This window comes from Pseudoalteromonas sp. MMG013 (assembly GCF_018100885.1).
In the GTDB taxonomy this organism is placed as follows: domain Bacteria; phylum Pseudomonadota; class Gammaproteobacteria; order Enterobacterales; family Alteromonadaceae; genus Pseudoalteromonas; species Pseudoalteromonas aurantia.
Window position 1 is genome coordinate 80,560 of sequence record NZ_JAGJEE010000008.1, and the last position, 13,486, is coordinate 94,045.

Annotated in this window: 6 protein-coding genes; all 6 read right to left on the reverse strand. The window is 43.6% G+C overall.

The genetic code is table 11. The annotated features are described in order from the left end of the window. Nucleotides 1-28 precede the first annotated feature (28 nt). The 6 genes from tuf to rpoB all read right to left on the reverse strand — a co-directional run bounded on the left by tuf (nucleotide 29) and on the right by rpoB (nucleotide 13,231). On the reverse strand, nucleotides 29-1,213 hold the full coding sequence (tuf, locus tag J8L98_RS10330; RefSeq protein WP_192509034.1) for an elongation factor Tu: 1,185 nt from the start codon (nucleotides 1,211-1,213) through the stop codon (nucleotides 29-31). 59 nt (nucleotides 1,214-1,272) lie between these two features. Then, nucleotides 1,273-3,387, reverse strand: coding sequence for an elongation factor G (fusA, locus tag J8L98_RS10335; RefSeq protein ID WP_210996340.1), 2,115 nt, complete (start codon nucleotides 3,385-3,387; stop codon nucleotides 1,273-1,275). A gap of 27 nt (nucleotides 3,388-3,414) precedes the next feature. Next, entirely contained in the window at nucleotides 3,415-3,885 is a 471-nt protein-coding gene (gene rpsG, locus J8L98_RS10340) for a 30S ribosomal protein S7 (protein ID WP_010367661.1), read from the reverse strand. A 103-nt stretch (nucleotides 3,886-3,988) separates the two neighbouring features. Continuing rightward, nucleotides 3,989-4,363, reverse strand: coding sequence for a 30S ribosomal protein S12 (gene rpsL, locus J8L98_RS10345; protein ID WP_010367657.1), 375 nt, complete (start codon nucleotides 4,361-4,363; stop codon nucleotides 3,989-3,991). 544 nt (nucleotides 4,364-4,907) lie between these two features. Continuing rightward, nucleotides 4,908-9,089, reverse strand: coding sequence for a DNA-directed RNA polymerase subunit beta' (gene rpoC / locus J8L98_RS10350; protein ID WP_192509036.1), 4,182 nt, complete (start codon nucleotides 9,087-9,089; stop codon nucleotides 4,908-4,910). A gap of 116 nt (nucleotides 9,090-9,205) precedes the next feature. Continuing rightward, nucleotides 9,206-13,231, reverse strand: a complete 4,026-nt coding sequence (gene rpoB / locus J8L98_RS10355) for a DNA-directed RNA polymerase subunit beta (RefSeq protein WP_210996341.1) — start codon at nucleotides 13,229-13,231, stop codon at nucleotides 9,206-9,208. Nucleotides 13,232-13,486: the final 255 nt, after the last annotated feature.

Genomic DNA, 13,486 nt, shown 5'->3' on the forward strand with positions numbered 1-13,486 from the left:
AATGCTTATGCATTAACTATGGTCGATATTACTCAACGATAGTTGCAACAACACCTGCACCAACTGTACGACCACCTTCACGGATAGCGAAGCGTAAACCTTCGTCCATCGCGATTGGTACGATTAGGTCTACAGTCATCTTGATGTTATCACCTGGCATTACCATTTCTACGCCTTCTGGTAACTCAACGTTACCTGTTACGTCAGTTGTACGGAAGTAGAACTGTGGACGGTAACCTTTGAAGAATGGAGTATGACGACCACCTTCATCTTTCGAAAGTACGTATACTTCTGAAGTGAACTTCGTGTGTGGAGTGATTGAACCAGGCTTCGCTAGTACTTGACCACGCTCAACGTCTTCACGCTTAGTACCACGTAGAAGTGCACCAATGTTCTCACCCGCACGACCTTCGTCTAGAAGCTTACGGAACATCTCTACACCCGTACAAGTTGTCTTCGTAGTTTCTTTCATACCTACGATTTCAACTTCGTCGTTCACGTTTACAATACCAGCTTCAACACGGCCAGTTACTACTGTACCACGACCCTGGATTGAGAATACGTCTTCGATAGGCATGATGAATGGCTTATCGATGTCACGCTCTGGCTCTGGAATGTAAGAATCTAGTGCTTCTGCAAGCTCTACAATCTTGTCTTCCCACTCTTTCTCGCCTTCTAACGCCTTAAGCGCTGAACCTGCGATTAGTGGTAAGTCATCACCTGGGAAGTCATACTCAGAAAGAAGTTCACGAACTTCCATCTCTACTAGCTCAAGTAGCTCTTCGTCATCAACCATGTCACATTTGTTCATGAATACGATGATGTAAGGTACGCCAACCTGACGAGAAAGTAGGATGTGCTCACGTGTTTGTGGCATAGGGCCGTCAGTTGCAGCAACTACTAGGATTGCGCCGTCCATTTGTGCAGCACCTGTGATCATGTTTTTAACATAATCCGCGTGTCCTGGACAATCTACGTGTGCGTAGTGACGAGTCGGTGTATCGTACTCAACGTGAGACGTTGAGATTGTGATACCACGCTCACGCTCTTCTGGAGCGTTATCGATTGCTGCGAAGTCTTTTGCTTCACCACCGTATACTTTTGCAAGTACGTTAGTGATTGCTGCAGTTAGGGTTGTTTTACCGTGGTCAACGTGGCCGATTGTACCAACGTTTACGTGCGGTTTTACGCGTTCAAACTTTTCTTTTGCCATCTTAAAAATTCCTATAAAGAAATTAAAGTCCAGCCCTTAGAGACCGGACCGAACTAAAATTACTTAACAGCGCGAGCTGCAATTATTGTTTCTGCTACATTTTTTCCGGCTTCAGCATACTTGGAAAATTCCATTGAGTATGAAGCACGGCCTTGTGTAGCGGAGCGAAGATCGGTCGCATAACCAAACATTTCAGAAAGCGGGACTTGTGCATTAACCTGCTTTAAGCCACCAAATGCTTCTTCCATGCCTTCAATTATGCCACGACGACGATTTAAGTCACCTACTACATCACCCATGTTAGTATCAGGGGTGATAACCTCAACCTTCATCACAGGTTCCATAATAACAGGATTCGCTTCAAGCGCCCCATTTTTAAAACCTATTGACCCGGCAATTTTAAACGCCATTTCGTTTGAGTCTACATCATGAAATGAGCCATCAAATAATGTCGCTTTAACACCCAATAACGGATAACCGGCAAGGACACCTTGACGCATCTGTTCTTGAATGCCTTTATCAACCGCCGGAATATACTCTTTTGGAACTGAGCCACCTACGATTTCGTTGACGAATTCGTAAGTTGGTGCCTCATCATCTGAGATATCCATTGGTTCAAGCTTGAGCTTAACGTGACCATATTGACCGCGACCACCAGATTGACGTACGAATTTACCTTCAGCTTCTACCGAGCTACAAATTGTCTCTCTGTATGCCACCTGAGGCTTACCAACGTTACACTGTACGTTGAATTCACGTTTCATACGTTCAACAATGATATCAAGGTGAAGTTCACCCATACCAGAGATGATCGTTTGCCCTGATTCTTCGTTCGTTTCAACACGAAACGATGGATCTTCTGCGGCTAATTTACTTAGCGCCAGACCCATTTTGTCTTGGTCAGCCACCGTTCTTGGCTCAACCGCGACTGAAATTACTGGCTCAGGAAATTCCATGCGCTCTAAAGTAATAACAGCTTCTTGTGAACATATTGTGTCACCTGTGGTGACATCTTTAAGACCAATAGCTGCCGCGATGTCACCAGCGCGTACTTCTTTGATCTCTTCACGAGAATTCGCGTGCATTTGGACGATACGGCCCAAACGCTCTTTTTTGCCTTTAATTGGGTTGTAAACCGCGTCACCCTGTTTAATAGTACCAGAGTAAACACGGAAAAAGGTTAAAGTACCAACAAATGGGTCAGTGGCAATTTTAAATGCCAACGCCGAGAACGGCGCATTATCATCTGCGGCACGGGTGTCTTCAGATTCATCTTCCAACACACCTTGAATTTCTTTAACCTCTGTAGGTGATGGCATGAATTCAACAACCGCATCAAGCACAGCTTGTACACCTTTGTTCTTGAACGCACTACCACATGTCATCGGCACAATTTCACTGGCCAATGTACGTTGACGAAGTGCAGATTTAATCTCTTCTTCAGTCAACTCACCGTCTTCTAGATATTTGTCCATTAGCTCTTCAGTTGCCTCAGCTGCGCTCTCAACCATGTGAGCACGCCATTCTTCGGCTAAATCCTGAAGATCTGCTGGGATCTCCTCATACGTAAACGTCATACCCTGGTCTTCTTGATTCCAGTTTATGGCTTTCATTTTGATGAGATCAATAACACCTTTAAATTCGTCTTCAGCACCAATTGGTAACTGAATAGGCACAGGTGTCGCGCCAAGGCGCGTTTCAACCTGCTCCACGACAGCTAAAAAGTCAGCACCAGTGCGATCCATTTTATTTACGAAGACCATGCGAGGTACTTCGTATTTGTTCGCCTGACGCCAAACAGTTTCTGTCTGTGGCTGCACACCTGATGAAGCACATAACACCACAACCGCACCATCAAGTACGCGTAAAGAACGCTCTACTTCAATGGTGAAGTCTACGTGCCCTGGAGTATCAATAATATTGATACGATGGTCGTCAAATTGACTTTCCATGCCTTTCCAGAAACACGTGGTCGCAGCAGAAGTAATGGTAATACCACGCTCCTGCTCTTGCTCCATCCAGTCCATAGTTGCAGCACCATCATGAACTTCACCGATCTTATGAGACAGACCTGTGTAGAACAGAACTCGTTCTGTTGTGGTGGTTTTCCCTGCATCTACGTGAGCACAAATACCGATGTTGCGGTAGCGCTCAATAGGAGTTGTACGTGCCATATTATCCTCTTAAAGGGTCTTAGCAGATTACCAACGGTAATGAGCGAATGCTTTGTTCGCTTCAGCCATACGGTGAACGTCTTCACGTTTCTTAACCGCAGTGCCTTTGTTATCAGCAGCGTCAACGATTTCTTGAGCCAAACGAAGGCCCATAGACTTCTCGCCACGCTTACGTGCAGCGTCAACTAACCAACGCATACCTAATGCGTTACGACGAACTGGACGTACTTCAACTGGTACTTGGTATGTAGAACCACCAACACGGCGAGATTTAACCTCTACCGTTGGACGTACATTTTCAAGTGCAGACTCAAAGATTTCTAGGTGCGACTTACCTGATTTCTCAGCAGCCACGTTTAACGCACCGTATACGATTTTTTCAGCAGTAGATTTCTTGCCGTCTAACATTACTACGTTAACGAATTTAGCAAGAAGCTCCGATCCGAACTTAGGATCTGGAAGAATTTTACGTTGACCTATTACGCGTCTTCTAGGCATTTTATATCTCCGGTATCTTCAGGTTCGTTATTTAAAACGATTCCCCAAAACAAATTATTTAAAAATTAAAACTTAAGTGCTTGGCCTTACTAACGGAGAACCATTAGCCCTTAGGGCGTTTTGCACCGTATTTAGAACGAGCCTGTCTACGGTCGTTTACGCCTGCACAGTCAAGTGCACCACGTACTGTGTGGAAACGCACACCTGGTAAATCTTTAACACGACCACCACGGATTAGGATTACACTGTGCTCTTGAAGGTTGTGACCTTCACCACCGATGTATGATGTAACTTCGAAACCGTTAGTTAAACGTACACGCGCTACTTTACGTAATGCTGAGTTTGGTTTCTTAGGTGTAGTTGTATATACGCGAGTACATACACCACGCTTTTGCGGACAAGCTTTAAGCGCGGCTGAGTTACTTTTAGTAACTTTGCTACGACGTGGCTTACGCACTAGCTGGTTAATAGTTGCCATTAAATAGCTCCTGATTAGTTAAAATTACTGCTGAAAAAAATAAAAAAATCTGACCCTATTTTTCATTCTAAGCTTTGAACGAATAAATGGGTGGCCGAATTTTAATGAGCAAAGTTTGAACTGTCAACAAAAAGCATCTGTTGAAGCAATAAGAATGATAAGAAAAGGGAAAACTCGCCCTTTTTTATACTTTTTTTGTCAAATTCACTCGTAAAAAACACATTTTAGTAATTTGAGATATGAAACGTTTAAAACCATCCCAGCCTAAATTAGTCCGCTTGTTGGGAAGTACTATTCGTGAATTGATACCAGATTAATACACTTAAGATGACAGCGATACGTTTGCATATAAAAAAGCCAATTGGGTTTATAAAAACCAACCTCTCTTTTTCTTACCTTCACAATATCTATCCATAAACGTATCGATAACACACTCTAAACGCACACCAGACACTTTAGCTGTCATATGAACATCATGCACAAAAAAGCCGCCTTGCGGCGGCTTTTAAAGCTGATGGTATTTACTACCTAGCTGATAATGCGTTTAGTCATTACCGCCTAATAAGTCAGCGTTAAGTGCATCAGTTAGTGCTTGAGTTGCCTCTTCAGCGCTTACTGTTTGCTCCTCTACAGGCTGTTCAGCTTGCTTACGACGAGCCATACGTTCTTGGTGATAAGAGAAACCGGTACCCGCTGGGATCAAACGACCCACGATTACGTTTTCTTTCAGACCACGAAGTTCATCACTCTTACCATTTACTGCGGCTTCAGTCAGAACTCGCGTTGTTTCCTGGAACGATGCTGCTGAAATAAATGATTCAGTGGCAAGTGATGCTTTAGTAATACCCATAAGTTGTATTTCAAACTTGGCAGGGATCTTACCTTGCTTTTCAAGTTCACGGTTCGAGATATTTACTCGAGCCACTTCAACTTGTTCACCAGCTAAGAACTCAGTGTCACCACCGTGCAGGATGATACATTTACGTAGCATCTGGCGGATGATTGTTTCGATGTGCTTATCGTTAATCTTTACACCCTGTAAACGATATACTTCTTGTACTTCGTTTACGATGTAATTAGATACATCCGTTACACCACGTAGGCGCAAGATATCATGTGGAGATTCAGGACCATCGGCGATGACTTCACCTTTAGACACTGATTCCCCTTCAAACACGTTAAGCTGACGCCATTTCGGGATCATTTCTTCGTAATGATCACCTTCATCTGGTGTAATAACTAGACGTTTCTTACCTTTAGTCTCTTTACCGAAGCTAATTGTACCTGTGATCTCAGCAAGAATTGCTGGCTCCTTAGGCTTACGAGCTTCAAATAAGTCCGCAACGCGCGGTAGACCACCGGTGATATCTCGAGTTTTTGAACCTTCTTGTGGGATACGCGCAAGCGCTTGACCCGGTGCAGCTGTTGCACCATCAGAAATTTCAATTGTCGTGAACGATGGTAAGCGTATCTCTTGTAGTCCACGCTTCTTACTTTCAACGATTAGTTTAGGCTCTTTCGCATTTACTTTAGAAAGGTCCTTAACAACAACCCGTGTTAAACCGGTAAGGTCATCTGTTTGCGCTTCTGTGTTGCTATCATCAATGTCTGAGAAAGACACTTTTGATTCATGCTCAAGAATGATTGGGTGACTATGCGGGTCCCATGTTGCAACAACATCATTACCTTGAACGTCTGCACCGTCTTGGATTGTTAATACCGCACCGTAAGGTACTTTATAACGCTCTTTCTCACGACCATGTTCATCGATAACTGTTATTTCTGTTGAACGTGAAGTAATAACGATTTTGCCATCAGTATTAAGTACATACTTAGCATTGTGTAGCTTCATGCTACCGTTATTTTTAACTTGTACGCTGTTTTCCGCAGATGCTCTTGATGCCGCACCACCGATGTGGAATGTACGCATCGTAAGCTGTGTACCCGGCTCACCGATTGATTGAGCAGCGATAACACCCACAGATTCACCTGCATTAATGATGTGTCCACGTGCAAGGTCACGACCATAACACTTAGCACATACACCAAAGTCGTTATCACATGTGATAACTGAACGTACGCGTACTTCATCAACTGAGTGCTCTTCTAGAAGGTCACACAGTTTCTCATCAAGCATAATATTACGCTCAACCAACACGTCATTCGTACCTGGTATAACAACATCTTCTGCAACTACACGACCTAATACACGTTCGCGTAGTGGTTCAACAACATCACCACCTTCGATAAGCGGTTTCATTGTTAGACCGTCTAATGTGCCACAGTCATCATCATTGATAACCAAATCTTGTGCAACATCTACTAGACGACGAGTTAGGTAACCCGAGTTCGCTGTCTTAAGTGCCGTATCGGCTAGACCTTTACGCGCACCGTGCGTTGAGATGAAGTACTGTAGTACGTTTAGACCTTCACGGAAGTTAGCCGTGATTGGTGTTTCGATGATTGAACCATCTGGACGTGCCATCAGACCACGCATACCTGCTAGCTGACGGATCTGAGCGGCACTACCACGAGCACCAGAGTCTGCCATCATAAACACGGAGTTAAATGACGGTTGCTCTTCTTCTTCGCCTTTGGCATTGATAACGGTGTCTTTTGACAAGTTCGCCATCATTTCACGTGATAAGTTTTCGTTAACACGTGACCAGATATCGATTACTTTGTTGTATTTCTCACCCGCAGTTACAAGACCTGATTGGAACTGTTGGTTGATTTCATTCACTTCTGCTTCTGCATTGTCAATGATTTCGGCTTTAACTGGTGGAATAACCAAGTCATTAATACCGATAGAAACACCAGATTTCATCGCGTAATGGAAACCGGTATACATTACTTGGTCAGCAAAGATTACAGTATCTTTTAGACCTAAACGGCGATAACACTCGTTTAGAAGATTTGAAATCTGCTTTTTACCTAATGCTTTGTTGATAAGCTCAAACGGTAAGCCTTCAGGTAATACCAAAGAAAGTATTGCACGACCAACCGTCGTATCAATGATTTCTGTTACTTCAGAACGCTCACCAGTTTCTTCATCTATGCGTGTTTCAGTAATACGTACTTTTACACGAGCATGAAGTTCAGCAGTACCTGTACGGTATGCTTTTTCAGCTTCTTTCTGATCTTTAAAGACAATGCCTTCACCTTTACCATTGATGCGATCACGCGTCATATAGTAAAGACCCAATACAACGTCCTGTGAAGGTACGATGATTGGTTCGCCGTTCGCTGGAGATAAGATGTTGTTTGTAGACATCATCAGCGCACGCGCTTCAATTTGAGCTTCGATTGTCAACGGTACGTGTACCGCCATTTGGTCACCATCGAAGTCGGCGTTATAGGCCGCACATACTAATGGATGTAAATGGATTGCTTTACCTTCGATCAGTACCGGCTCAAATGCCTGAATACCAAGACGGTGAAGTGTTGGTGCACGGTTAAGTAATACCGGGTGTTCACGGATCACTTCATCAAGTACGTCCCAAACCTCAGGAACTTCACGCTCAACCATCTTCTTCGCAGCTTTGATAGTCGTAGCCATGCCGCGACGCTCAAGTTTACCGTAGATAAATGGCTTGAATAGCTCTAATGCCATCTTCTTAGGAAGACCACACTGGTGAAGTTTAAGCGTAGGACCTACTGTGATTACAGAACGACCAGAGTAATCTACACGCTTACCTAGTAAGTTTTGACGGAAACGACCCTGCTTACCTTTGATCATATCAGCAAGCGACTTAAGTGGACGCTTGTTAGAACCGGTAATTGCACGACCACGACGACCATTATCAAGGAGCGCATCAACCGCTTCTTGCAACATACGCTTTTCGTTACGTACGATAATATCTGGTGCCGCTAAGTCTAATAGACGCTTCAAACGGTTATTACGGTTAATAACACGACGGTATAAATCATTCAGATCAGACGTCGCAAAACGACCGCCATCTAGTGGTACTAGAGGACGAAGATCTGGTGGAAGAACCGGAAGTACACTCATGATCATCCACTCAGGGTTGTTACCTGATTGGTGGAAAGATTCCATAAGCTTAAGACGCTTAGTGATTTTCTTACGCTTAGTCTCAGAGTTAATTGTTGGTAACTCTTCACGCATTTCTGCGATTAACTGACCAAGATCAAGTTCACGAAGTAAGTCTAGTACTGCTTCAGCACCCATCTTAGCTTCGAACTCATCACCGTGCTCTTCTAATGCATCTAGGTATTCTTCTTCACCTAATAGCTGACTACGTTCAAGCGTTGTCATACCAGGCTCAGTTACCACGAATGATTCGAAATAAAGTACACGTTCGATATCACGTAACGTCATATCTAGCATTAAGCCAATACGAGACGGAAGTGATTTAAGGAACCAAATATGCGCTACTGGGCTCGCTAGTTCAATGTGACCCATACGGTCACGGCGTACTTTAGTTAGCGTTACTTCAACGCCACATTTTTCACAGATCACACCACGGTGTTTTAAGCGCTTATATTTACCACATAAACACTCATAATCTTTCACTGGGCCGAAAATACGGGCACAGAATAAGCCATCACGCTCAGGCTTGAAAGTACGGTAGTTGATTGTCTCAGGTTTCTTTACTTCGCCGTAAGACCATGAACGAACCATGTCTGGTGAAGCAAGACCAATTCGAATCGCATCGAACTCTTCGGTCTTATTTTGTTGCTTCAGAAACTTAAGTAAGTCTTTCACCTTAGCTCTCCTGTCGGAGGTTAATCTTGAGGGCAAGCATTGCTCACCCCTACATTCTTTTAATCCGGTCACTCAATTAAGAGTCACTGCCGCACCTTAATGATGCGGCAATCGGATTAGTGTTCTTCCAACTCGATGTTGATACCGAGTGAGCGGATCTCTTTGAGCAATACGTTGAATGACTCTGGCATACCCGGTTCCATTTTATGGTTACCGTCAACGATGTTTTTATACATCTTAGTACGACCGTTTACGTCATCCGACTTAACTGTCAACATTTCCTGAAGTGTATAGGCAGCACCGTATGCTTCTAATGCCCATACCTCCATCTCACCGAATCGCTGTCCACCGAACTGAGCTTTACCACCTAGTGGCTGCTGAGTTACTAAGCTGTAAGAACCTGTTGAACGTGCGTGCATCTTGTCATCAACCAAGTGGTTAAGTTTTAACATGTACATGTAACCTACGGTTACTTGACGTTCAAATGCATCACCAGTACGACCATCATAAAGCGTAACCTGACCGCTTGATGGGTATCCACCTAGCTCAAGTAGCTCTTTGATTTCGCTTTCTTTTGCACCATCAAATGCAGGTGTTGCAATTGGTAAACCACCTTTAAGGTTTACAGCTAAGCGTTGGACTTCATCATCAGAGAAGCTAGCAATATCTACTTTCTGACGACAATCACCGACTTCGTATGCTTTTTTGATGAATTCGCGCAATTCGTGAAGTTCACGTTGCTCTTTCATCATTTCTTCGATGCGCTCACCAATACCACGAGCAGCAAGACCCATATGTGTTTCAAGGATCTGACCGATGTTCATCCGTGATGGTACACCTAGCGGGTTCAACACGATATCTACAGTACGGCCTTTGTCATCATAAGGCATGTCTTCAACAGGTACGATAGTCGAGATAACACCTTTGTTACCGTGACGACCAGCCATTTTATCACCAGGCTGGATACGACGTTTAACGGCAAGGTAAACCTTAACAATCTTAAGTACGCCCGGCGCTAAGTCATCACCTTGGGTGATCTTGCGACGCTTGTTCTCAAACTTTTTGTCGTACTCTGCTTTAAGCTCATCGTACTGTGCAGCTAACTGCTCAAGTTCAGATTGTTGACCTTCATCAGCAAGACTTTGCGTTAGCAATCTCTCAGTGCTTAGCTCTGCAATGTTGTCTTCACTAAAGCCTGCTTGAACAAGTAGGTTACGTGCACGATTTAGTACACCACCTTCCAGAATCTTAAATTCTTCGTTGAAGTCTTTTTTCGCTTCACGAAGCTGCATATCTTCCACTTCAAGTGCACGTTTATCTTTTTCAACGCCATCTCGAGTGAATACTTGTACATCGATTACAGTACCAGTAACAGAGTTTGGAACACGCAAAGAGCTATCTTTTACATCAGACGCTTTCTCACCGAAGATCGCACGCAGTAGCTTCTCTTCAGGTGTCAGTTGTGTTTCGCCTTTAGGGGTTACTTTACCAACTAAAATATCGCCGCCTTTTACTTCAGCACCGATATACACAACACCTGATTCATCAAGCTTACCTAACGCAGATTCACCAACGTTTGGAATATCAGCTGTGATTTCCTCTGGACCTAACTTAGTATCACGGGCAATACACTGCAGCTCTTGAATGTGAATAGTCGTTAGACGATCTTCTTCAACAACGCGCTCAGATAATAAAATCGAGTCTTCGAAGTTGTAACCATTCCAAGGCATGAATGCCACACGTAGGTTTTGACCGAGTGCTAAATCACCTAAATCGGTTGATGGACCATCTGCAAGTACATCACCACGTACAACCGGCTCACCAACCATACAAGTTGGCTTTTGGTTAATACAGGTATTTTGGTTTGAACGTGTGTATTTCGTTAAGTTATAAATGTCGATACCGGCTTCACCAGGTACACGCTCACCTTCATTAACGTTTACAACGATACGGCTTGCATCAGCGTATTTCACTACACCGCCACGTTTTGCAACAATGGTTACACCTGAATCTTTCGCAAGTGTAAGTTCAATACCTGTACCTACTAACGGCTTATCTGCTTTTAACGTCGGTACTGCTTGACGTTGCATGTTTGAACCCATCAATGCACGGTTAGCATCATCGTGTTCAAGGAACGGGATAAGCGCAGCTGCCACAGAGATAACCTGCTGTGGAGATACGTCCATATATTGAATGTCAGCACGACCCATAAAGGTTGATTCACCTTTGTGACGACACGGGATCTGCTCATCAATAAATTCGTTATTTTCGTCTAAGTTTGAGTTCGCCTGTGCGATTACAAACTGACCTTCCTCAATAGCAGAAAGGTAATCAACTTCATCGGTTACAACGCTATCGACAACTTTACGGTATGGTGTTTCTAAGAAACCGTAATCATTTGTACGTGCATACGTTGACAATGAATTGATTAGACCGATGTTCGGGCCTTCCGGCGTTTCGATTGGACAAACACGACCATAGTGCGTTACGTGTACATCTCGCACTTCGAAGCCAGCACGTTCACGTGTCAAACCACCCGGACCTAATGCAGAAATACGACGCTTGTGCGTTACTTCTGAAAGCGGGTTGTTTTGGTCCATAAACTGAGAAAGCTGTGAAGAACCGAAGAACTCTTTAACTGCTGCAGAAATAGGCTTAGCATTAATAAGATCTTGAGGCATAATTGCATCAAGGTCACCAAGACTTAGGCGTTCACGTACAGCACGCTCAACACGCACAAGACCAACACGGAATTGGTTTTCAGCCATTTCGCCAACAGAGCGAATACGACGGTTACCAAGGTGGTCGATATCATCTACTTCACCTTTACCATTTCTGATGTCGATTAATACCTTCATCACAGAAACAATATCAGTTTTGTTTAATGTACCAGGGCCTGTATCTGTATCGTAACCTACACGGCTGTTAAACTTCATACGACCAACAGTCGATAAGTCATAACGCTCTTCAGAGAAGAATAGATTATCGAATAATGCTTCAGCAGCATCTTTCGTTGGCGGCTCACCTGGACGCATCATACGGTAGATTTCTACCAATGCTTCTAGGCGGTTGCTAGTAGAGTCAATGCGCACAGTATCAGAAATGTAAGCACCGCTGTCTACATCATTGATGTACAGGGTATCGATCTTAGTGTGGCCGGCTTTTACAAGCTCTGCCATCAACTCAAGAGATAACTCAGCATTTGCCTCAACAATTACTTCGCCTGTTGATGTATCAACGTAGTTTTTAGCAACAACACGACCTATGATGTACTCATGTGGTACTTCAAGGTGTTTGATTTCTTTCTTTTCAAGTGTTTTGATGTGGCGCGCTGTAACACGACGGCCAGATTCAACCAACACTTCGCCTTCATCATCTTTAATATCAAAAGCCGCTGTTTCACCACGAAGACGTGATGGTACTAGCTCCATTAATACTTTACCGTTAGACACTTCAAATGCAGTCGTCTCGAAGAACATTCCTAGAATTTCTTCGGTCGTGTACTCAAGCGCACGTAAGATGATTGATGCAGGTAATTTACGGCGACGGTCAATACGAACATAAAGATTATCTTTTACGTCGAATTCGAAGTCTAACCATGAACCACGGTAAGGAATAACACGTGCATTATAAAGCACTTTGCCAGACGAATGAGACTTACCACGGTCGTTATCAAAGAATACACCAGGTGAACGGTGTAGCTGAGAAACGATTACACGCTCAGTACCATTTATAACAAACGTACCAGTGTCTGTCATGAGCGGGATTTCGCCCATATATACTTCTTGCTCTTTAATGTCTTTTACTGTGCCTGGCGCTTCTTTATCCATTAGCACAAGACGAAGTTTTACGCGAAGTGGAGCAGAAAAAGTCACACCGCGAATTTGACATTCTTTTACATCGAATACTGGCTCACCAATACGATAACTTACGTATTGAAGCTCAGAATTTCCCGAGTAGCTTTTGATTGGAAAAACAGAACGAAATGCTGCTTCCAAACCATGATCACCATCGGCGTCCGGATTCAAGAACTTTTTGAACGATTCTAACTGCGTAGACAGTAAGAAAGGTATGTCCAAAACTTGTGGACGTTTACCAAAATCCTTACGGATACGTTTCTTTTCAGAATAAGAGTAAGCCATGGGGTTCCTCAGCTTGCTGATCTTTGACCCAACCTGTTCTTGTATGAACAGACTTAACTGGCATCTAAGCCAGGATAACAACATCTAATTGTCACTCTACATTTTAACTTCATTAACAAAAATATAAGTCATTGAAAATAATGAAAAAACATAGAGGTTTTGCGCTAAACGAATACTCACGCTATAGCGCAAAAGGGCCGGTGATTAAAAAATCACCAGCCCTTGCCTGATTTCTCAGACAGCGAACCTAGCAAA